This window comes from Mucilaginibacter sp. KACC 22773 (genome assembly GCF_028736215.1).
Classification (GTDB): domain Bacteria; phylum Bacteroidota; class Bacteroidia; order Sphingobacteriales; family Sphingobacteriaceae; genus Mucilaginibacter.
On the sequence record NZ_CP117883.1, the window covers coordinates 4,027,175 to 4,051,454 of the forward strand.

Here is a 24,280-nt window from a genome sequence, read left to right on the forward strand (position 1 = left end):
ATCTTTTTATGTTAATCCAATTAAACGTGGCTGCCCCTTCTTTTGCCGAATCGCTTGAGGAACTAACAAACGTAATCTCGGCAAGCAAAAAACTTGAGGAATCTGTATTAGCGGCCTGTTCGGCAATTAAATACTCAATTTTAAATGGCGGCAAACTCATCAGTTGCGGAAACGGCGGTAGCGCTGCCGATGCCCTTCACCTTTCTGAAGAACTTGTTGGCCGCTTTAAAGCCGAACGCCGCAGCCTACCTGCTATTTGCTTAAACGCCGATGTAACCGCAATTACCTGTATTGGGAATGATTATGGCTTCGACGCTATCTATTCAAGGCAACTGGAAGGACTCGGCAGGCCGGGCGACGTGCTGGTTGGTTTTAGTACAAGCGGCAACAGCCCCAATATCATCGAAGCTTTTGCGCAGGCACGCAAACAAAACATCATCACCATATACCTCGGGGGTAAAAACGGCGGAACCATAAAAGGCACCTGCGATCATGAAATTATCATACCAAGCAATACTACTGCGCGCATTCAGGAAATGCATACACTTATCCTGCATCAGTGGCTTGAAGAACTTGACATAACAGACTGGAGCACCTTAAATTATTAACTCATGAACCTATCTTATTTATTAAAAGGGCTAACCACCATTAAAGTATTGGTCATTGGCGATTTAATGCTCGATCATTACATCTGGGGTAATGTACACCGGATATCTCCGGAGGCTCCTGTCCCGGTGGTACAGGTAAATAAAGACACCTACACGGCAGGCGGTGCTGCCAACGTTGCCATCAACCTATCAAACCTGGGGGTAAAAACCAAAATAATGGGGCATTGCACCATGGACGAAGCAGGTAAAAAGCTTTTAGGAATCCTGTCTGGTAAAGGTGTGAAATATCTACCGCCCGAATTACTGTTCCAGGCACCTACTATTGTTAAAACAAGGGTTATTGTTCATTCACAGCAACTTTGCCGTATCGACCGTGAGGATACTCGCGAGTGTTATACCATAGACTCGGCTCCGGGTTTTGAAAATATGCTGCGGCAAGCCCTTTCGGATGTTGATGCGGTGATCATATCTGATTATGCCAAAGGTGTTATCTCCCAATCGTTACTTGACTCTATCTTAAAAATAGCCCGCGATTTACCGGACTTGTTAGTAGCTTTAGACCCGAAGCCGGCCCGGAGGTTATCATTTCGCGGCGTTGGGCTGTTAACTCCAAACCGTGCCGAAGCACTTGCCCTTGCAGAACTTCCAGAACCTGCACCGGAAGAAAAATATCCGATAGAAAAAATTTGCAGGCGCATACATGATATTTATAATCCCGAAATTTTGATAGTGACGTTAGGAGCCGACGGAATGGCAATTAGTCACCGCGGCGAAGTGGTTGAACATTTACCAACGGTTGCACGCCAGGTTTTTGATGTATCGGGCGCAGGCGATACGGTTATAGCCACCTTAACCGCAGCTTTGGCAAGTGGCGCCAATGCAGCCGAGGCGGCCCGCTTTGCAAACGCTGCCGCAGGTTGCGTAGTTGCACATGTAGGTACCGCGCCTATAGATTACCAGGAGCTTGAAGATTGGCTGCTTAAAGCCGATATGGAATATCAAAGTATACTATAACAAATATTCATTCGCTTCCCCTTTGCGGTAATTGCCATTAATTATGAGCATTTCTAAAAACAACAAAGTACTTATATACAGGCTTGGCAGCCTGGGCGATACTGTAATGGCTTTGCCCAGCTTCCACAAAATAAGAAATTCGTTTCCACATGCAGATATTACTTTGCTTACCAATAAACCGGTAATGGCCAAAGCTGCTGCAATTGAAGCTATTTTAGGCAGCCATTACTTTTTTAACCGCACCATTAATTACCCGGTGGGCACCAGGAACCTTAAAGTACTTTTTGATCTGATTAAGCAGATCCGCGCATTAAAAATTGATACGGTAATAAATATTAATCCAACCCGGTCAAAAAATTCCCTGTTAAGAGATAAGTTGTTTTTCAAAGCTGCAGGTATTGCAAATTTGGTAGGTTTTGATGCAGCCAGGGAAGATTTTGAAGTTTGTTTTGATCCACAAACAGGCATCATGGAATGGGAAGCTAAACGATTAGCCAGGAGGATTAGCCTTTTGGGTGCAATTGATTTATCAGATGACAAAAATTGGGATTTGAATTTAACCGAAAGCGAATTAGAAATTGCCAATAGTTATGAGCTTTTATTAATAAAAGATACTCCCGTACTGGCTATCTCAACAGGCACAAAAAATCAATCGAACGATTGGGAAGTTGGCAACTGGCAAACGTTATTAAGCCAACTATCAAATTTGCTTCCGGGTTGGCAGTTGATGATTATAGGAGCTCCGGACGAAGCAGAAACGGCGGCTCAACTTATATCAGCCTGGAAACATCAGTCGATAAATTTGTGTGGCAAAACAACGCCAAGGGTATCGGCAGCATTGTTGAAGAAGGCTAAAATTTTTATTGGACACGACAGTGGTCCTATCCATTTGGCCGCCGCCGTGGGTACGCCATGTGTGGGTATATACTCTGCGCGCAACTTACCCGGCCAATGGTTTCCGCGGGGAGAAAATAACCAAATACTTTACAAGCTGCCAGCGTGCGCAGGTTGTGGCCTTGAAGTTTGCTTGGTTCAACAAAAAAAATGCATTCTGTCTATCACCGTAGATGAAGTAATACAATCGGTATTTAAAATATTAAACAACAAGGCACCTGTTTCTTCGTCCATTTTAACCGCTGCTGTACAATTATGAAAGTACTCCACGTAATTAGCAGCATGAACCCCGAAACTGGTGGCGTATGTGAGGCGGTGAGAATATGCGCAGGCGGTTTGCAAAAGCTGGGTATACAAAACGAAGTTGTTAGTGTAGACGAAGACATTTTTAACAAAACAGACATCTTTCTTCAGCACGCATTAGGCCCGGCAGCAAACGCCTGGCATTATAGCAAATTATTATTGCCGTGGCTTTCTGCCAATATTACCCGGTTTGATGTTGTAATAGTTCACGGCCTTTGGTTGTATCATGGTTTCGCCGTTTATAAAGCATTTAACGCGTTAAAGACAAGCGGTATTAAACCAAAACTATTTGTGATGCCTCATGGCATGCTTGACCCCTATTTTCAACGGGCAAAAGGCCGGAGGATAAAAGCAATCAGGAATGTAATTTATTGGAGCTTAATTGAAAAAAAACTTATTAATAGCGCAGATAAAATTTTATTTACATGCGAAACTGAGCTAATTCTTGCCCGGCTGCCTTTCTGGCCATATAAACCAAAATCTGAGACTGTTGTTGGCCTGGGGGTAATAGCTCCCCCCGCCTACAATGTAAAAATGGCTGATATTTTTAAAAACTCGGTACCAGGATTGAGTGATAGCCCTTATTTACTTTTTCTCAGCAGGATACATGAAAAAAAGGGAGTAGACTTAATTATCGATGCATACAAACAAATCGTCGAAGGCCAATTAAGTTCAATAAACGCTAAGGTTAGCAACCTACCCAAACTTGTAATTGCCGGCCCGGGCCTCGACAGTAATTATGGAATACAAATGCAACAAACAGTTGCCGAATCGACACTCCTAAAAAACCTTGTTTATTTTCCGGGTATGCTTACCGGCGAGGCCAAATGGGGAGCATTTTACGGGTGCGAGGCGTTTGTGCTGCCAAGTCATCAGGAAAACTTTGGAATAGCTGTAGTGGAAGCTTTAACATGTAATAAGCCGGTGCTCATATCAAACCAGGTAAACATCTGGCGCGAGTTATGCGAAGCCGGTGGTGCATTGGTTGCCGACGATAATAAAACCGCGACTTATGATATGCTTAGTACCTGGCAGAAGTTATCATTAGTAGAAAAACAAAAAATGGGAGTTAACGCCCGGCGTTGCTACGACCAACATTTTGAAGTGAATGCAGTCATCAATCGTTTTCAAGAGGTTTTATTCAATTAAAAAAGTCCAGGGGCAAAATTGCCCCGACTTAATCATAATCAAACAATGAATATGTTTTCTTATCATAGCAAGGATAGTGTGGATGGATACTTACGGCCCGTATTTTCATTTTCTAATAAGCTACGAAGGGCCATTTGGAACCTGTGTTGGTCACTATTGTGCAGATGGACACCCAAGCCGCTGCATAAATGGCGGGTTTTAATTGTAAGAGCATTTGGGGGCAAAATTGGCGATAAAAATATCATCTACCCCGATTGCAAGATATGGGCTCCGTGGCTACTGGAAACGGAGGATATTGTTACCATTGGCCCGGGGGTCGAGATTTATAATCCCGGTGGTGTTTTTTTGGGCCACCATTCAATCCTCTCCCAAAACGCTTACCTATGTGGTGCCACCCATGATTATAACACGGCCGATTTTACATATATCATGAAGCAAATAATCATATCGCCCTATTCCTGGATATGTTCGAAGGCGGTTGTGTTGCCAGGAGTATGTTGTATGGATGGTAGCGTGTTAGGGGCGGCATCGGTAACATCGCGCGATCTGGAGCCCTGGACAGTATATGGCGGACACCCGGCCCTGCCTTTAAAAAAACGAACTAACTTTTTAGACAACCTAAACAGCAATCAGGATGAGTAAACATGATTTCCCTTTTAATTTCGACCTATGCATCATTGGCAGTGGCCCGGCGGGCATTATCCTCGCTCTTGAATATTCGCGGCTAAACCCTCATAAATCTGTTGTATTGCTTGAATACGGTGTAAGCGGGCAGCCGGCAGAAAACAGCTTAGATAGTTCAATTACAATAACCAATGTTGAAAATCATCACGCTCCTTCGGAGTGTACGAATAAAGGTTTAGGAGGCACATCTGCAACCTGGGGAGGCCGTTGTGTGATGTATGATGATATCGATTTTATTGACCGCCCAATTTTAAACGGCAACTGTACATGGGATAGCACGTTGTTTAACGAAGTTAAAACCTACGCACCGGCAGCCGCCAAATACTTTGAATGCGGAAATGCCGATTTTAATTTGTCGGCCATACCTGGTGTGCGATATAACACTATAGCCGAAGGGTTTAAACAGGGCATAGTAACCGACAATACATTAGAAAGATACAGTATGCCAACCCGTTTTGGCAAACGTTATGAGAACGATATCAAAGCCCAAAAAAACCTGACTTTATTGCAGGGATTTGAAGCCAGGGATTTTTGTGCCCCCAACGAAAATGATATAGTTGAGTACCTGACAGTAAGAGAAGTAGCTACCAAAATTGAATTCAAAATATCTGCCGGTTCATTTATTATAGCATCAGGCGCCCAGGAAAGCACCAGAATATTGCTGCGTAACACACAGCTATTTAACAATTTAGGCAATACACCACAAGCTTTAGGAAAATATTACCAGGGCCATTTATCGGGAAAAATTGCCACCGTTAAATTTTATGGCGATCCCAAAAAAACAGACTATTCTTTCATAAAACATGCTGATGAAACTTATACAAGGCGCAGATTTCAGTTTTCGACCGATTTTTTAAAGGCAAAAAACCTGTTAAACACAGCTATATGGCTGGACAACCCTTTATACTTTGATCCTAAGCACCGGAGCGGAGCGATGTCATTTATGTACATGGCAATGATAACTCCGGTACTTGGCAAAAAACTGGCGCCGCCGGCAATTGCACATTCAATTACCAAAGGTAAAGTAACCAGGGTACCCGCACATATAGGCAATATTATAAAGGGATTACCAAATTCGCTGTTAAAACCTGCTGCCATTTTCTATAAGAGGTACTGCGTTAAACGTAAACTGCCCGGTATATTTCTTTACAGCCCTAAAAACACTTATGCATTACATTTTCATGCCGAGCAAATACCTTCTGCAAGCAATTGCATGGAACTGGCTGCCGACGGCGAAACCTTACAAATTAATTATTCAGTTACCGATCAGGACGTTTCGTCGGTGATTGAACTGCACGATGTACTCGATAAGTGGTTAAGAGATTGCGGTTGTGGCGAGCTCGAATATTGGTTTGACAAAAACCAGTTACCTGCCGCAATTAAAAACATGACTAAAGACGGATTACATCAATCCGGAACGACAAGAATAGCCGACTTTCCTGATAGTGGCGTAGTTGATAAAAACCTGAAGCTTTGGGGCACCGGCAATGTATATGTATGCAGCAGTTCGGTTTTTCCCACATCCGGGCAAGCAAATCCAACCTTTTTTTTAGGTGCATTTGCTGTACGACTGGCAAGCCATTTAACTGATGTATCACAAAACAATCTGCAAAATAATCACGAGGCTAATGACGCCGGAGTTTTAATATTACAAAAATGATATCGGTAATTATACTTACAAAAAACGAAGAAACAGACCTGCCTGCGTGCTTAAATTCGTTAACCTGGACAGATGACATTCATGTTCTGGATTCTTTCAGCACGGATAAAACCTGCGAAATTGCCACGCAACATGGTGCAAAAATTAGCATGAACGCATTTGAAAGCTTCGGGAAACAGCGCAACTTTGCACTCGAAAATATTGTTTTAAAACATAATTGGGTACTGTTTTTAGATGCTGACGAAGTTAGTACCCCCGCATTTGCCAATGCTATTAAGTTGGCTATTAACAACGCCGACGAGGAAACAGCCGGCTTTTACTGTTGCTGGAAAATGATGCTTGAGGGCATATGGCTTAAAAGAAGCGACAACTTCCCTAAATGGCAGCTGCGCTTGTTGCGTAAAGGCCGGGTAACTTTTAAAGATTTCGGGCACGGTCAAAAAGAAGATCAGGTAATTGGTAATGTTTTATACATAAAAGAGCCTTATACACATTTTGGTTTTTCAAAAGGGTGGTCTCATTGGATTGAAAGACATAACCGCTATTCATCACTGGAAGCAATTGCGCGGCTGGATATATGCCCGCCGTTTAAAAACATATTCAGTAAACACGGAAGTACACGAAATCCGGCGTTAAAATCATGGATGGTCAAAGTACCCGGCTGGCCCTTATTAAGATTTATATATACATACATATTCAGTTTGGGCTTTACGGAAGGCTTACCGGGACTTATTTATGCTATTAATCTCTCTTTTTATGAGCATATGATTATGATTAAAACCAGGGAAGTTTTATCACAAAGGCATAAAACGTCTAAAGATATCGGCCAGAATTCTATCGCGATAAGTAAACAAGAATCTCCCGAATTGGAACTCATTTAACAGGTTTACAATAATATCGTCTTTAAAACCGATAAACCTGGCTATGAATATGGGCAAGGTAAGCGATTATTGGTCAAAAACCCTTACAAAAGCAATAGTCCATCAGCCATTATATAAATAACAACGGCCATTAGCATAGGCGACTGGAAGACCAGCACGCACAAGCATTAACTTTATTTGCACTTATATAAAATGACAATTTCAAAAAACAAGAGTGTTATCATTATAGGGATAAACTTTTCACCAGAGCTAACCGGTATTGGAAAATATACCGGCGAAATGGTTGAGTGGTTAACCGAAAATAATTTTTTGTGCACAATGGTTACAGCTTTCCCCTACTATCCTTACTGGCAAACTCAAAAGCCGTATAAAAATCGTTTTTTTAGCCGCGAGACATTAAAGAATGGTAAGTTAAATATTTATCGTTGCCCGCTGTATGTACCAAAACAACCGAGCGGCTTAAAAAGACTTATTCACGAATTTAGTTTTTTTGTATCGGCTTTTGTGATGGTAATTTACCTGCTTTTTAAGCCCAAAAAAGACTATATTTTTTGTATTGCTCCGCCTTTTCATCTTGGTTTTTTGGGATTGATATACAGATTTTTCAAAGGAGGTAAAATCATTTATCACATACAGGACCTGCAAATTGAAGCGGCCCGAGACCTGCAAATAATTAAATCGGACAAAGCTTTTAAAGCACTGTTCGCGATGGAACGGCTAATCATGAAAAAGGTGGATTACGTAAGTACCATATCTACCGGGATGCTTAAAAAAATTGCAAAAAAAACCATAAAAGACGTCTTATTCTTTCCAAATTGGGTGGATACAACTGCATACTGTCCGCTGTATGATAGTGCAGAAATGAAAATATTGTGGGGATTTCACGAAGACGATAAAATTGTTTTATACTCAGGGAGCATAGGTGAAAAACAAGGATTAGAAAGCATCCTGACCGTAGCAAAACACCTGGAGTCATCAACGTTTATAAAATTTGTCATTTGCGGAACCGGGCCCTACAAGGAAAAACTCATAGCAAAGGCAAAAGAGCAAAACATTAATAATGTGTACTTTATGCCGTTACAGCAACCAGATCAATTCAATAATTTTCTTAACATGGCCGATATTCATTTGGTGCTCCAAAAAAAGAGCGCAAGCGACCTGGTTATGCCCTCTAAACTAACCACTATTTTGGCAGTAGGCGGGCTGGCGCTTATAACTGCCGAACCTGGTACAAACCTTTTTGAAATTGTTAACGATAACAAAATGGGCGTTGTTATCGACTCAGAAAATCTAAACTCTCTTGAAAATGCTATTTTAGAATTCTGTATTTCAGATAACTCAATATTAAAGCTCAACGGACGCAAATACGCGGAAAATTATTTAAACAAGGATAGTATACTTAATAAACTCTTTAATAAGTTAGAAAACCGAACGCCTGTTGATATTGACGAAAAACGGCCCCTTGAATACCTGGAATTAAAATAGTTGCTCCGATATCAAACAACCAACACTTTTTTAATAATTATAAAAACGACAAAAAAACACAACTAATGATGGCGCCTCACGTATAAAGGTTAATTAAAGAGCGAAACAAATGCAACTTTTCTTAACTTGTGCTTCTGTAATGGCTACGTCCCAAAATCAAAAAGCTTACGTTACCGACATGGAACGTGATCTGACATTTTTCGGTTCGGTAAAATCGTTAACCGAGCATAACGGGATACTCACAATTTGCATGAGTGAGGTAACTGTTTATGAATACTCTTCATCAAATTACCTGTATCAGGAAGTCGAAATTTCCTTTTCAAGACCAAAAAGTGTTATTCATATAGAAGAGGCTTAATTCTAATCTTACTAATTTTTATTTTTATTTTACAATGCTAACTTGTCAGCGTTAACAGCCTTTGCTACAGTGTCGTTAGCCCTGTAATTTACCTTGTATTATTGCCACCCATCGAGTCAGCAAGTAAATAAAAACCTCGAAATTTCCTGTTAAAGAAATCCCTTTGTTTGATTACAAGGTAACTACCCCGCGCAATAAATCTAAATCAATAAAACGCTCCATTTCATGAAGAAAAAAGCATTAATAACAGGTATAACGGGCCAGGACGGCGCCTACCTGGCCGAATTATTATTATCAAAGGACTATGAAGTTCATGGTATAAAACGAAGAAGCTCTCTTTTTAACACCGAGCGTATTGATCATTTATACCAGGATCCGCATGATGAAGACAGACGTTTCATTATGCATTATGGCGATTTATCCGACTCAACTAACCTGATACGCATTATACAACAGGTTCAGCCGGACGAAATTTATAATCTGGGTGCGATGTCTCACGTTAAAGTAAGCTTTGATACCCCAGAGTATACAGCCAATGCTGATGGAATTGGCACCCTCCGGCTCTTAGAGGCTATACGAATTTTGCAACTCACAAAAAAAACCAGGATTTACCAGGCTTCAACATCAGAGTTATATGGACTGGTACAAGCCGTGCCGCAATCAGAAACTACCCCTTTTTACCCGCGGTCGCCTTATGCTGTGGCCAAATTGTACGCGTACTGGATAACTGTTAATTACAGGGAAGCATATAACATGTTTGCGTGTAATGGCATCCTTTTTAACCATGAAAGCCCCTTACGCGGTGAAACTTTTGTTACCCGCAAAATTACACGGGCAGCGGTAAAAATTGCGTTAGGACTTCAAAATAAACTATTTCTTGGAAACCTTGATTCGCGGCGCGACTGGGGACATGCCAAGGACTATGTTGAAGCCATGTGGCTTATTTTACAGCAGGATAAACCGGAAGACTATGTAATTGCAACCGGTATAACTACAACAGTACGAGATTTTGTTAAAATGGCTTTCGAAGAACTTGGTATAGAAGTAGTATTTAAGGGCGAAGGCGTCGACGAAAAAGGATATGTAGCTGCCTGCCATAATATGGATTACCTGATTGAAATTGGCAAAGAAATAATCTCTATAGACCCTGCTTATTTCCGTCCGACCGAAGTAGAACTATTAATTGGCGATCCAACTAAAGCTATTGAAAAGCTGGGATGGAAAATTAAATACGATTTAAAAATGCTGGTTAATGATATGGTAACATCCGATATTACCCTCTTTGAAAAGCAAAAGCTACTAAAAGACATGGGATACGAAATTAAAAATCAGTTTGAATAACTAATCCTTCATATATTGTACTATTTTGATATTGGTGATGAATTTGGTTTTAATAAGTCTCTCTTTAAATCGCCATATCTTCACTAATCTTTAATGCAATATCCTTGCATAATGTTGCGTTTGCTTCAATAATTTTTGCCCCATCATTTTACTGATAGCTTTCGTCGACACCTTATTTGCAAGGGTCATTGTGGTTATATTAGAAAAAGCTTCGGTCATTATTCTATTTGAAGCGCCATTTTTGAACTGGGTTTCCATCTGCATGGGATATTGCAGGATGAGGTAAAATAAGTTTGCATTCCTGCTGCTGTTACTTTATCAATCATCGCCTTCAGCAGATTGGGCAAATCAATCTTATAGTCAATACTTTTTGAAAAGTGTTGTCTATACGATTGACAAACCAATATTTTGGTTTTATTTGAAGCATTTGTTCCCCACCTAAAAAAAGCCTGTAAATCGCATGATTTACAGGCTTTTTTTTTCCTAAAACCGTTATCTGCTGGACGGATTTAGCGTTTAACTTAATATTTTCAACTACTCGCTTTTACCTTCTTCCTGTACTCATTGGGAGAAGTTCCCATCAGTTTGGTAAACATCCTTGAGAAATAATATTGGTCTTCCACACCCAAAGTAAGGGCAATATTTTTGATAGACATTGTAGTAAACGAGATGTACTGACAGGCTTTTTGAACTTTTAGCTGGTTAAAATACTCGATGGGCGAGTAACCCGTTTTTGCCCGGAAAATGGCCGAAAAATGCGAAGTGGATAACTTGGCAAAGCTGCTTAGGTCATCAAGCCTTATCATGGTATTAACATGATCTTGCATGTATTGAATGGTTTTTTCAACTATATCGTTATCGGCAGGTTTGTCGTCAACATGGTTAAACTTATCCTCGTAAATAAGCGAGGATAGGAAATGCGAGAATATCATATTTACATAACGCAGCGCATCGCTGCTATAGCCTTTCTCCAGGTTAAAACAAATGTCTTCAAACAGTTTTATCCGGTCTTCGTTAAAAGACAGGTATGGCTTGTAATTCTCTGAGTTTTTCAGGATCAGTTCTACTATAAAAGATGCTATCTCGCCTTTGAAGTGAATCCAGTATATCGTCCATGGTTTATCCATGTTAGCGGCGTACTTATGCGGGGTGTTGGCAGGTATGGCAATAAATTGCGATGGCGAAACCTCCACCCTTTTCTTGTTGATCTCCAGCCAGCCGTAGCCTTCGGTACAATAAATTATTATATGCTGGTTAATGCCGTTGGGGCGCTCGGCGTAATGGTGCCGGGCTTTAGGGTAATAGCCGATATCGGTAATGTAGATTTGTTTGGTAACTAAATCTTTACTTAAAAAGTTGGTAATGATCTTTTTGGGCAGCACAATAAGCTTTTGCCCTTCAAAACCGTCCCGCCGCCTGATAACTGTACTTTTAGTCATTTTTTTGATTGGACACCGTTGTAATCAGTTCTCGGTATTAACTAATTGATCTTCGTATACAAACATTCACAAAAAACATCAAAACATTGGTAAAAAATAAAAATAATTGAAATTGGCGCAGCGTAATAAAGTCCATCATTTCCGTAATATTAACTATTCTTTTATCCTGTTTTATCCATGACATTTACATCGTAACCAATTAGCAATACCAACAATAGCAAATGCTTCTTAATTATTTCAATAAAAGAGATGAGCCGGAAATATTAGTGTGTTAAGGTCCGGTGTTTATTGCTGACAACAACAGGAATAAGTGTACCGACAAACACGATGCAGCAGATTTGACCAAGCTATTGCCGATAACAAAAACTATAACAACACCAATGCAGCACTTTAAAAAAACACCAGGTAATTATAAAATCAGCTTCATCAAAATCTCTGGCTTGATAACTGTTTTGATACTATCTGTGACTATGTTGAGTGCACAGGAACCCCAAAAAAGTGCGGATAATACCGTTATTAGCAGCCCACAGGTAAAAATCACCGTCGATAAAACTACCGGCACAATTAACTATGTGTTTGCCAACGGTATGCATATGGATAACACGGTAGCCTACGTGCGCGATTTAACTTCAGGATATTTATCAACCGTCGATCTTGCTAACCATGCCTGCACAACCCGGCAGGTTAACGATAATGTAGGCAAAGGCTTAAGCCTTGTTGTTAAGCACGGTGACGCAAAGCACAGCATTAGCATCACACAGTCCTTCACCCTTTACCAGGGCAAGCAATACGCGCTTGTTAACGTAAGCGCTACATCCACGGGTAAACCTATCGAAACTAGGGATATCAGCCCCATAGCTATACAGCCGGCCAATAAAGGCAGGTTGTTTATTCCCGGTACCGGGCCGCGCATTTTGGATGTGCCTTTTGATAACGACGATTGGACGCCAACTTTAGAGCGGAGCTGGCCAAAAAGCAACGAGCCCCAGAGCAAAGGCATCAGCTACGAGTTTTTAGCTGTTTATGATCAGCTTAAGAATTCGGGCCTGGTAATAGGTAGCGTGAGCCACGATTTTTGGAAAACAGGTTTATCCTATCAAACCGGAACCCAATTGGGCTATGTTGATTCATTAAACGTTTTTGGCGGTGTAGCTACGGCCGATAATCCGTCCCTTAAATCAGGTTATGGCGGTTTGGATGGTACGCATGACCATGCCGACCATGGTACCATGCTGGGCCAAACCGTAAGCTCGGCCACTATTTATATCTGCGGTTCGGATGATCTGCACGAGGCTTTTAAGGATTATGGCCGGGTAAATTCCATCATCAATGGCAAGCAAACCTGGGAAGGGCCGGCTCCTGTTTACTGGAACAGTTTTGGGGTTGAAGGCGTGCTGGGTTACGAAAAGGTAATGATGCCGCCTGCTGTAAAACAGATCTCGGATTTCATCCACTCCATGCCCAACTTTGGCGCTTACTCCAAACCAGTTTTAAGTATCGATTCGTACGACCAGGGCATCTATTCTACTGAGGTTTTAAAATCAATAGGAGAATATGGCGCGAAAAACGGCCAGCAGATGGGGTTTTATTTTACGCCATTTGCCATGTGGAGCTGGAAGAATGACACCAAAGGGCGCAAGCTGCCGGGTACCAATGTAATGTTTGAGGATGTGCTGTTGCAGGATAAAAACGGTAAGGCCATCATGTACAAAGATGGCGACTGGGGCGCTTACGCCATGGATCCCACGCATCCGGCGGTCAGGCTTTCTATCATATCGCAGTTGAAAAAGGCAAAAGCCATCAACGCCAAATTTATCAAGATAGACTTTTTGACGGCTGGTGCTTTGGAGAGTACCAAACGTTACAATCCAAAGATCCGTACCGGGATACAGGCTTACAATTATGGGATGAAAACGTTGCGGCACCTGGTTGATTCAATTATGGGTAAGGATGTTTTTATCACCCAGGCCATCTCGCCGCTGTTTCCGCATCAATATACGCACACGCGGTTTGTATCTACCGATGTATACTCGCACCTGCGCGATGACCAGAAAGGTTTCCCTAACTGGGGCAGTACGGAGGCATCGTTAGCCACAGGATCGCATATGGGCTGGGTGCAGGGCACTTTGTTCCCTTATACCAACCTGGATGTAAGCATCATGAAAAACTTTCAGAAAAACCCGGATCTGAACGAGCAGGAAATAAAAGTGCGCCTGTATGCTATGATGGTGATGGGCAGTATTCTGGGCGATGGATCCGATTTCAGGAACCCGATAGCCGCCTACCGTGCACAGGAGTTTTTGAACAATAAAAACATCGCCAAATTTTTTAGCCATCCTAAAGCTTTTATCCCCCTTAAAACAGCCGATGGCGAAAGCTTTGATCAGCAACTGTCGTTTTACCTGCCGGGCGATATCACCATGCTGGCCCTATTCAATTTCGACCTTAAAAATGATTTTAAACAATCGTTTAGCAGACAGGCATTAGGCCTTGACGCGCATAAAAAATACGAATTCCGTGATTTTATGACCGATAAAGTACTCGGTGGGTTAGAATCTGACACACAAACATTTAGCATGGTCGCCAATACGGGCGATGCCCTGCTGGTAAAAATAGTAGCGCTAAATTAATGATAAAAATAAACTGTAATATTATGCCACAACCAGTTAAACATATCCAACCTAAAAAATGAGTAGTTCAAAAAACTTCAACAGTAGTTATATTATTGGTATTTCCTTTATTTCGGCCCTGGGCGGGTACCTGTTCGGGTTCGATTTTGCGGTGATTTCGGGCGCGTTGCCTTTTCTGCGCACCCAGTTTGCCTTAACTCCGGTATGGGAGGGTTTTTTAACCGGTTCACTGGCTTTAGGCTGCATAGTTGGCTGTTTGCTGGCCGGTAACATAGCCGATAAATATGGCCGTAAACCAGGGCTTATTATCGCTGCCTTAATTTTCGCGGTATCATCTATCGGGATTGCTTTTTCTGCATCCTTAACTTACTTCTTAATCCTGCGCTTTGCCGCCGGGATAGGTGTGGGCATGGCATCTATGCTTTGTCCCATGTATATTGCTGAAGTTTCGCCTGCCGAAGTACGTGGCCGAAATGTGGCTATAAATCAGCTTACTGTGGTTATCGGCATATTGGTGACCAACCTGGTCAACTACTTCCTGGCCGATCACGGTGCCGATTCATGGCGCTGGATGTTTGGTCTGGGTGCAGTACCATCTGCCATATTTTTGATAGGTGTTACCTGGCTGCCCGAAAGCCCAAGATGGCTCATGAAATCCGGTCAGCCTGATAAAGCCAGGGTTATCCTCAACAAAATTGGCTCACCTGATTTTGCCGAATCAACCTTTAAAGCGGTAGAAAAATCATTGATTGGATCAACCAAACAATCATACGCCATGGTGTTTGAAAAAGCCGTACGCCCCGCCGTGGTGGTAGGGATAACGCTGGCGGTGTTTCAGCAGTTTTGCGGTATCAACGTGGTATTTAACTACACATCTACCATATTTGAATCAGTAGGCGCTAACCTGAACCGGCAACTGTTCGAGACCGTGGCCATAGGTGTAGTTAACCTGGTATTTACCTTATTAGCCATGTGGCAGGTTGATAAACTGGGCCGCCGTCCGCTGATGCTTTGGGGATCGCTGGGCTTATCTGTATTGTACATTATACTGGCCTTCCTGCTGCAAAATCACTTCCCGGCGGGGCTGGTATCTATATTTGTATTGCTGGCCATCAGTACCTATGCTATTTCGCTGGCCCCGGTTACCTGGGTGCTTATATCCGAGATCTTCCCCAATAAAATCCGTGGTGTTGCATCATCGGTAGCCATTGTATCGCTTTGGGGGGCTTACTTTATCCTGGTATTTACATTCCCTATCCTGGCCAAAATATTAGGCGCCTACGGGCCATTTTACTTATACGCGGGCATTTGTTTTGCCGGCTTCCTGTTTGTAAAAGCAAAAGTGAAAGAAACCAAAGGCCAAACTTTAGAAGAGTTAGAAGACAATTTAATAAGACATTAAAATATAATACACAGTATGCAAAGTTCAACTGTTTCCGTTTGGGAAGAGCAAGTAATTATCCCCACTTATAGTGTTGGCAAGCCCGATAAAAACCCTATGTTTTTTGAGAAACGGGTTTACCAGGGCAGCAGCGGGGTGGTTTATCCAAACCCGGTGATTGAGAAAATTGCCGATGAAAAAGAAGATAAGGAATACACAGGCCTGTTCCTGGAGAATAAATACCTCAGAGTGATGATACTGCCTCAGTTAGGCGGCCGCATTCAAACAGCTTTTGATAAGGTGAAGCAACGCCATTTTATTTACCATAACCAGGTAATTAAGCCTGCATTGGTTGGTTTAACCGGTCCCTGGATTTCGGGCGGTATCGAATTTAACTGGCCGCAGCACCACAGGCCAAGCACCTTTGATCCTGTTGATTACAAGCTGGAAGAGCATGCCGATGGCAGCAAAACCGTTTGGGTAAACGAGGTGGAGCGCATGTTCCATACCAAAGGCATGGCGGGTTTTACCCTGCATCCCGATACGGCATATATCGAAATAAAAGCGAAACTTTTTAACCGATCGGCCCTGCCGCAAACCTTTTTATGGTGGGCAAACCCGGCAGTTAAGGTGAATGATTATTACCAATCGGTTTTTCCGCCGGATGTAAACGCTGTTTTTGACCACGGTAAGCGCGATGTATCCGATTTTCCGATAGCTACAGGTACTTACTACAAGGTTGATTATTCGCCCGGTACCGATATCTCGATGTATAAAAACATCCCGGTACCCACATCGTACATGGCAATCAACTCCGATTATGATTTTGTGGGCGGCTATGAGCATGATAGCGAAGCCGGTTTACTGCACGTAGCCAATCATCATGTATCGCCGGGCAAAAAACAATGGACCTGGGGCCACAGCGATTTTGGCCAGGCCTGGGACAGGAACCTCACCGACGAGGATGGCCCATATATCGAGCTGATGACGGGCGTATTTACCGATAATCAGCCCGATTTTAGCTGGCTGATGCCCTACGAAGAAAAAACATTTACCCAGTATTTTTTGCCCTACCGCGAACTGGGCATGGTAAAAAATGCATCTAAGGATATCCTGTTAGCTTTAAGCAAAAATGGGGATAAAGTAACCATCAAAGTGCAGGTAACATCGGCCCAAACAAACCTGCATATCAACCTTAGCTATAACGGCGAAGAGCTGTTTGCACACACCGGTACAATTGTGCCCGAAGTTGTTTTTGTACAGGAATTGACGGTAGCTGCAGGTTTGGACGAGAATGCGCTGCTGCTTATCATCACCAATAGCTGTAACCAGGAAGTGCTACGGTACGAGCCGGCCAAAAACAAAAAGAACGAAATGCCTATCCCGGCCAAACCCGCTTTGGAACCTGCCAATGTGGAAAGCGTGGAGCAATTGTTTTTAACCGCGCAGCACCTGGAGCAATACCGTCATGCTACCTATAGCCCCGTACCTTACTATGAAGAAGCCCTTGGCCGCGAACCAACCGATATCCGCAACAACAACGCTTTGGGTAAATGGTATATCCGCAAAGGTCAGTTTGCCAAAGCCGAGCCCTTTTTAAGGCAGGCTGTGGAAACCAGCATTCAACGCAACCCTAACCCATATGATAGCGAGCCTTATTACAACCTGGGCTTATGCTTAAAATATTTAGGCAGGGCCGATGAAGCTTATACGTTTTTTTACAAATCAACCTGGAGCAATGCCTGGAAAGATACCGGCTTTTTTGAGGTGGCCAAAACAGATATCGCCCGCGGTCACTTTGCATTGGCTTTGGATCATATCAACCAGTCGCTGGATAGAAACGCCAATAACAGCAAGGCCTATGTGATAAAAATGGCTGCCCTGCGCAACCTGAAACAGCTGGATAAAGCACAAAATGTGGCCAGTGTGGCGCTTGAAAGGGATGGCTTTAACCTTGGGGTTATTTTTGAAAAAATTGAGCTTTATAAGCTGGAAGGCAATGCCGAGATGGTTGCCAAATGCCTGGATGAGCTGATAGCCCTGTCAAGAAACGATGATCAAAACTATATTGAATACGCCCTTGATTACGCTGCGGCCGGTTTATATACCGAGGCTGGTGAGCTATTGCAACTGGCGTTGAAGGATAATGGCAACAACCCGATGGTTTATTACAGCCTGGGCTATTTTTGCCATAAAAACGGCGCACAGGACGAAGCCCAGAAATGGTTTAAAAAAGCCGCCGTAGCCGACCCTTACCTGTGCTTTCCTAACCGTTTGGATGAGGTGAATATCCTTCAGCTCACCATGGAGCTTAACCCGGCTGATGCTAAAGCGCCTTACTATTTAGGCAACCTGTTTTATGATAAACGCCAGTATGATGATGCCGTAAGCAGCTGGGAAAAAGCAGCAAAGCTGGACGAAACATTTCCTACGGTGTTCAGGAATTTGGCTATTGCCTATTTTAACAAGCAAAACAATGCCGAAAAAGCCTTAAACTATTTTGAAAAGGCTTTTGAACTGGATAAAACAGATGCCCGCGTATTAATGGAGCTGGATCAGCTTTATAAAAGGCTGAACTATCCTGTTGATAAACGGTTGAAGTTGCTGGAAGATAACCTTGAAGTTGCCGAACAACGCGACGACGTTTATTTAGAACGGGTAATGCTTTACAACTTGTCGGGCGAGTACGATAAGGCACTTGGTTTATTGATGAAACGGCAATTTCACCCATGGGAGGGCGGCGAAGGCAAGGCATCGGGCCAATACGTGTTTAGCCTGGTGCAGTTGGCTAAACAGTATATTGACGAAGGCGACTTTAACAAAGCCGTTGCCAATTTAAACATGGCCAAAAGCTACCCACATAATTTAGGTGAGGGCAAGCTTTACGGTACACAGGAAAACGATATTGATTATTGGCTGGGCCGTGCTTATGAAGGTTTAAACCAGGCTGACGCCGCCAAACACTATTTTACCCAGTCGACCATCGGTTTGGATGAACCGTCGGCGGCCATATTTTATAACGATCAGCAGCCCGATAAGATTTTTTACCAGGGCCTAAGCTGGAAAAAACTGGGCGACCAGCAACATGCCAAACAGATTTTTGATAAGCTGATAGCCTATGGCAAAGCCCATGAGAATGATGTTGTGAAGATAGATTACTTTGCCGTATCTCTACCCAACCTGCTCATTTTTGATGACGATTTAAACCTGCGCAACACCATTCACACGTACTTTTTACAGGGATTAGGAATGCTGGGTTTGCACGACTTTGATGCAGCGCTGGCCCTGTTTACCAAAGTGCTGCAACTCGACAGTGCCCATGCCGGTGCAAAGGCTCATTTAGAGATGACCAAACAGCAATTGAACGTGACAAACTATTAATTTAGTCTTAAGTCCGCAGTCTTAAGTTTTAAGTCAAAAATGCCAGGTAGTATTTGGGACTTAGGGCTTAAGACTTCTGGCTAAATAAACAATGCAACGCATACCGGTGTTGCCCTTATGCATCATTTAAGTACGCTAAATAGTTTTAGCTTGCTTAAATATGTGTTATAATTACAATAATATAATTTACCTTGAGCCATAATACCAACCAAATCATGATCCAAAGCCAAAACAGGATATCGCAACAGGAATGGGGCGAACATGCTGGGTGTAAGGTTTACTTTTTCAGGCTCGAAAACAGTTCAGGGGCATATGTGGAGCTTACCAATTATGGTGCAACGCTGGTATCGGCAGTAGTGCCGGATAAGGCGGGCAACCTGGAAAACGTGATATTGGGCTACCATTCATTGCCTGCTTATATTGCCGACGAATGCTATTTAGGCGCCACCATAGGTCGTTTTGCCAACAGGATTGGAGGGGCAGAATTTACTTTAGACGGAACAGTTTATCACCTGGACGCTAATGATGGTAACAATTCCAACCATGGTGGTAATACCGGCTTTAATACCCGGGTGTTTGATTATCAAATAACCGAAAGCGGCGTATCATTTAGCCTGCTGAGTAAGGATGGTGATGGCGGCTACCCCGGAGACCTTAAATTGGTAGTAACTTATGAGTGGACTGATGATAATGAACTGAAAATCAAATACCAGGCCACAGCCGACAAGCAAACGGTGGCCAGTTTTACCAATCACGCATACTTCAATCTATCTGCTGGGGAGTGTACTATTTTTGACCATACCCTTAAGGTTTATGCCGAAAACATGCTGGATGTAGATGCCACCTACGTACCAACCGGCCTGGTTAAACCAGCCGGTAAAAGGGTTTTAAACGGGGAGGTTTTAAGGGAGAAAATGATTGCCGGCGGCGATACCATCAACGGTTATAACCATTGCTTTGTACTGCAAAACGATGCCCGGCATACCCTGAAACCTGCCGCGCTGCTTATAGATAACGCCTCGGGGCGCCAGGTTGAAGTAGCTACTTCCTACCCATCAGTAGTAGTATATACCGGCGATTATCTCCGAAGCAAAATTCCCGGAAATTATTCAAGGCCATACCGGCCTTTTGACGGCTTGTGCCTGGAGTGCCAGCATTATCCCGATAGCCCCAATCATGCTCATTTTCCATCGGCCATATTAAACCCTGGCGAAGCCTTTTGCCAGGTTATTGTGTACAAATTTGGTGTGGTAGCTTAAGTTTTCCCTGCTTTTTTATCAACAGCTCTTTTTGTATAAAAAAACAATACTTTTTTATACAAATGAGATACTAATGCTATACTTTTTTTCAAAACACACAAAAAAAGTATCAACTTTTTCGCACTCCCCAAAGTGCTGTTTTTTCATGGGTCAGGCAATTAATGGACTAACCCATTTTGATGGCCAAAAATCATAAAATTGTCCATCCTATTTGAAAGTAAATCCATTTTTTGGTGAGTGCTCCCCGCCTACATTTACAGAACCAATTATTAACTAAACCCATAAAGTATGTGAAGATTTTGACTCTTGACCCCAGGGGAGAAAAGCAGAACTACCAATTATAAAAAGCCAGGGAAGTATCCACCTGATGTGATTTATGAAATTTGACAAGTGTCCCCAAAAGTGGGCGTACACCATTTTCATATTTCCGAATTAACACCCAGGCCCGCTCCTTAAAAAGATATTGCTTTTTTTTCGCCAATAACTGATCCTGCATTTGAAAACAAATATTTGATCGCAAACCAATTAATGAATAACAAATTATGAACCAAATTTTATGAAGCCACTTTACATTTTTAGTAAACTACTTTCAAAAAATAACAGGCACCTTATGCTGGGGCGTTGCACTATCCTTTTTGTGCTTACCCTGTTTTTTGGCAGTGCCTATTCGCAAACCAGGGTTACCGTTACAGGTAAGGTAACCGATACCCTTGGCGTAAAAATACAAGGTGCTACCATATTGGCCGAAAACGTTAAAAATATCTCGACGTCGACGGATGAGAACGGCCGCTTTGTACTGGATGTGCCTGTAGGTACATCATTACGTATAAGCTTTGTGGGTTTTACCGAGCAGCACGTAATTGTTACTGCCGATAAAAAGATATTCAACATTATCCTGAAAGAAAACAAGCTGATTGCCGAAGAAGTTGTGGTAACAGCCTTTGGTAAAAAGGAACGCAAGGAAGCGCTGGTAGGTTCGGTAACCAGCATAAAGCCCGGCGAACTTAAAATACCGGCAAGTAACTTAACCAATGCTTTGGCAGGGCAGGCAGCCGGTATTATTGCCTACCAGCGCAGTGGCCAGCCGGGGCAGGATAACGCCTCCTTCTTCATCAGGGGGGTAACTACCTTCGGTTACAAGCGCGACCCGCTTATTTTGATTGATAACGTGGAGCTATCCACCAATGACCTGGCACGCTTAAATGTGGATGATATTGCCAGCTTCTCTATCCTGAAAGATGCCAGCGCTACGGCCCTGTATGGTGCACGCGGTGCAAACGGTGTTATTTTGGTAAGCACCAAAGAAGGTAAAGAAGGCGCGCCTAAAATCAATTTCCGGTCGGAGTACTCATCCTCGCAATCAACAAAGACGTTGGACCTTGTGGACCCGATCCAGTACATGAACCTGTACAACGAGGCCACGTTAACCCGCGACCCTAAATTGCCGCTGCCTTTCCCCGAAAGCAAGATCAGGAACACGCAGAATACCATAAACGGCACGCCCGGCAGCAACCAATATGTATACCCCGCTGTGGATTGGCTTAACCTGTTGTTTAAAAAACGTGCCACTACCGAGCGTAATAACCTTAGCGTAAGCGGCGGCGGTAATATTGCCCGCTACTATATAGCAGGAGCATATAATGTGGATAACGGAGTATTAAAGAACGATATCCGCAACAATAACAACAATAACGTTAAGTTTAAAAACTACCAGTTACGTTCAAACATCAACGTAAACATGACTAAAACCACCGAGGTGGTGGTAAGGCTATCCGGTACGTTTAGCGAATATAACGGCCCCATTACTACCGATGGTTCTTTCGCATCCGATTTATATAACGTGGCCATCCATACCAGCCCCGTATTATTCCCGGCTTATTTCCCGGCCGATTCGGCAAACCTAAACGCGCAGCACATCTTGTTTGGGAATACCGGGTTAACAGGTGGCTCTACAAGCAACAGTATCTCCTATAATAACCCTTACGCGGCTTTGTTAAGGGGGCATAAAAACTCGTCAGAGTCAAGGATGTCGGCCCAGCTGGAGTTAAACCAAAACCTTAAGTTTATTACCGATGGTTTAAAGTTCAGGGGGCTATTTAATACCAACAGGTACTCTTATTTTACCTCACAATCGGCCTATTCGCCATTTTACTATAACGTTAATACCTACGATAAAGAAACCAACAAGTACACCCTTACCTGGCTTAACCCGCAGCCAACCGGCTACAACGTAGCGCAGGAATACCTGAGCTATTCGCCCGGCGGCACACAGGTAAATACCTTTATTTATTTACAGGGAGCGTTGGAGTATGCCAAATCATTCGGCAGCCATACCATAAATACAACCTTAATTGGTACACAACAGCAAACGCTGTACGCCAATGCCGGCGATTTGTTATCGGCCTTGCCGTATCGTAACCTTGGTTTGGCAGGCAGGGTAACCTACTCTTTTAAAAGCAGGTATTTTGCCGAGTTTAACTTTGGCTATAACGGCTCAGAACGCTTTTCGGCCAATCACCGTTATGGTTTCTTCCCAACCATTGGTGCATCATGGGTAGTATCTAACGAAGACTGGTGGACACCGGGTATCGTCGATCGTTTAAAAATCCGCGCCAGCCATGGCCTGGTGGGTAACGATGCCATTGGTTCGCAGCGTTTCTTCTACCAATCGGTAGTGCAGTTTAATCAGGGTTATAATTACGCGCAGTTTGGCATCAATAACCAGTACGAGCGTAAAGGGGTAACCATCCAAAACTACGAGAATACCGATGTAACCTGGGAAACCTCGAGGCAAACCAACGTTGCCGTTGAAATGACACTTTTGAAAAATTTCAACATCGTGGCCGAGTTTTATAAAAACCACCGCTACGATATTTTGCAACAACGTACCAGCATCCCTGTAAGCGAAGGTCTGGAGGCACCAATCAGCGCCAACCTTGGCGTGGTTGATTCAAAGGGTATCGATTTATCTATGGATTATAAACAAAACTTTGGCAACAGCGCCTGGGCATCAATCCGTGGTAACTTTACCTACTCCAATAACAAATACAGCTACATTGAGGAGCCCGACTATAAAGAACCATGGCGCCACGCTATTGGCCAGCCCATCAGCCGCGGCTACGGCTACGTTGCCGAACGTTTGTTTGTTGACGACCAGGAAGCGGCAAACTCGCCAACCCAGATCTTTAACGGCAGCGGTATTAAACCGCAGGGCGGCGATATTAAATACCGCGATTTAAATGGCGACGGTAAAATTGATGTGCTTGACCAGGCGTATCTTGGTTATCCGCAAACACCCGAAATTGTGTATGGCTTCGGTTTTTCAACCGGCTATAAAGGCTTTGACCTTTCGGCATTTTTCCAGGGACAGGCAAGGGTATCGTTCTTTGTCGACCCAACCAGGGTAAGCCCTTTTATCCAGAGTCCTGATCCTTATGTTTACGGCAATACACAGGTATTAAGCGAGTTTGCCAACAGCCACTGGAGCGAAGAGCACCAGGATTTGTATGCAGCCTATCCGCGCCTGGGTGTTAACTCAAACGTGATATCAAACAACCTGCAGCCAAGCACCTGGTGGCTGCGCGATGGCAGCTTTATGCGCCTTAAATCATTAGAAGTTGGTTATACACTGCCTGCACGCATAGCCAAATCATTAAGGGTATCTAACTTAAGAATTTACTTTAACGGCCTGAATTTGCTTACCTGGAGCCCCTTCAAACTATGGGATCCTGAGCAGGGTGGTAACGGCTTTGCGTACCCGATACAAAAAGTATACAACATAGGCTTAAACGTGAATTTATAATTAACAGAAAA

The 24,280-nt window shown here is 43.1% G+C and carries 16 protein-coding genes; 15 read left to right on the top strand and 1 reads right to left on the bottom strand.

Annotated features, from left to right (window positions below; translation table 11 throughout):
• The first annotated feature begins 8 nt into the window (after nt 1-8).
• From PQ469_RS16550 to gmd, 10 genes are all read left to right on the top strand, one after another.
• Complete coding sequence (locus tag PQ469_RS16550) at nt 9-608, top strand: D-sedoheptulose-7-phosphate isomerase (RefSeq protein WP_274208671.1); 600 nt, start codon at nt 9-11, stop codon at nt 606-608.
• Nucleotides 609-611: 3 nt separating this feature from the next.
• Nucleotides 612-1,622, top strand: coding sequence for a bifunctional heptose 7-phosphate kinase/heptose 1-phosphate adenyltransferase (locus PQ469_RS16555; RefSeq protein ID WP_274208672.1), 1,011 nt, complete (start codon nt 612-614; stop codon nt 1,620-1,622).
• A 43-nt stretch (nt 1,623-1,665) separates the two neighbouring features.
• A complete protein-coding gene (locus PQ469_RS16560; protein WP_274208673.1) occupies nt 1,666-2,775 on the top strand; it encodes a glycosyltransferase family 9 protein in 1,110 nt (369 codons plus the stop codon).
• Nucleotides 2,772-3,968, top strand: a complete 1,197-nt coding sequence (locus PQ469_RS16565; RefSeq protein WP_274208674.1) for a glycosyltransferase — start codon at nt 2,772-2,774, stop codon at nt 3,966-3,968. The genes PQ469_RS16560 and PQ469_RS16565 overlap by 4 nt, the downstream gene beginning before the upstream one ends.
• Before the next feature lie 45 nt (nt 3,969-4,013).
• Nucleotides 4,014-4,610, top strand: coding sequence for an LbetaH domain-containing protein (locus tag PQ469_RS16570; protein WP_274208675.1), 597 nt, complete (start codon nt 4,014-4,016; stop codon nt 4,608-4,610).
• The gene (locus PQ469_RS16575) at nt 4,603-6,312 is read left to right on the top strand and encodes a GMC oxidoreductase (protein WP_274208676.1); all 1,710 of its coding nucleotides are present in this window, start codon (nt 4,603-4,605) and stop codon (nt 6,310-6,312) included. The genes PQ469_RS16570 and PQ469_RS16575 overlap by 8 nt, the downstream gene beginning before the upstream one ends.
• Nucleotides 6,309-7,193 carry a glycosyltransferase family 2 protein gene (locus tag PQ469_RS16580; RefSeq protein ID WP_274208677.1) on the top strand — a complete coding sequence of 295 codons (885 nt, stop codon included), beginning with the start codon at nt 6,309-6,311 and terminating at the stop codon, nt 7,191-7,193. Before PQ469_RS16575 ends, PQ469_RS16580 begins: the two co-directional genes overlap by 4 nt.
• 192 nt (nt 7,194-7,385) lie before the next feature.
• A complete protein-coding gene (locus tag PQ469_RS16585) occupies nt 7,386-8,678 on the top strand; it encodes a WcaI family glycosyltransferase (RefSeq protein WP_274208678.1) in 1,293 nt (430 codons plus the stop codon).
• 109 nt (nt 8,679-8,787) lie between these two features.
• Nucleotides 8,788-9,036 carry a hypothetical protein gene (locus PQ469_RS16590; protein ID WP_274208679.1) on the top strand — a complete coding sequence of 83 codons (249 nt, stop codon included), beginning with the start codon at nt 8,788-8,790 and terminating at the stop codon, nt 9,034-9,036.
• Nucleotides 9,037-9,261: 225 nt separating this feature from the next.
• The gene (gene gmd, locus PQ469_RS16595) at nt 9,262-10,377 is read left to right on the top strand and encodes a GDP-mannose 4,6-dehydratase (RefSeq protein ID WP_274208680.1); all 1,116 of its coding nucleotides are present in this window, start codon (nt 9,262-9,264) and stop codon (nt 10,375-10,377) included.
• Between the two features lie 530 nt (nt 10,378-10,907).
• Here gmd and PQ469_RS16600 read toward each other — a convergent pair.
• The gene (locus tag PQ469_RS16600; protein WP_274208681.1) at nt 10,908-11,816 is read right to left on the bottom strand and encodes an AraC family transcriptional regulator; all 909 of its coding nucleotides are present in this window, start codon (nt 11,814-11,816) and stop codon (nt 10,908-10,910) included.
• A gap of 380 nt (nt 11,817-12,196) precedes the next feature.
• On the opposite strand from PQ469_RS16600, the gene PQ469_RS16605 reads away from it, so the two are divergent.
• From PQ469_RS16605 to PQ469_RS16625, 5 genes are all read left to right on the top strand, one after another.
• Nucleotides 12,197-14,446 carry an alpha-amylase family protein gene (locus PQ469_RS16605; protein ID WP_274208682.1) on the top strand — a complete coding sequence of 750 codons (2,250 nt, stop codon included), beginning with the start codon at nt 12,197-12,199 and terminating at the stop codon, nt 14,444-14,446.
• 58 nt (nt 14,447-14,504) lie between these two features.
• Nucleotides 14,505-15,848, top strand: a complete 1,344-nt coding sequence (locus PQ469_RS16610) for a sugar porter family MFS transporter (protein ID WP_274208683.1) — start codon at nt 14,505-14,507, stop codon at nt 15,846-15,848.
• Nucleotides 15,849-15,863: 15 nt separating this feature from the next.
• A complete protein-coding gene (locus PQ469_RS16615) occupies nt 15,864-19,208 on the top strand; it encodes a DUF5107 domain-containing protein (RefSeq protein WP_274208684.1) in 3,345 nt (1,114 codons plus the stop codon).
• A 215-nt stretch (nt 19,209-19,423) separates the two neighbouring features.
• Entirely contained in the window at nt 19,424-20,467 is a 1,044-nt protein-coding gene (locus PQ469_RS16620) for an aldose epimerase family protein (protein ID WP_274208685.1), read from the top strand.
• Between the two features lie 556 nt (nt 20,468-21,023).
• A complete protein-coding gene (locus PQ469_RS16625; RefSeq protein WP_274208686.1) occupies nt 21,024-24,269 on the top strand; it encodes a SusC/RagA family TonB-linked outer membrane protein in 3,246 nt (1,081 codons plus the stop codon).
• Nucleotides 24,270-24,280: the final 11 nt, after the last annotated feature.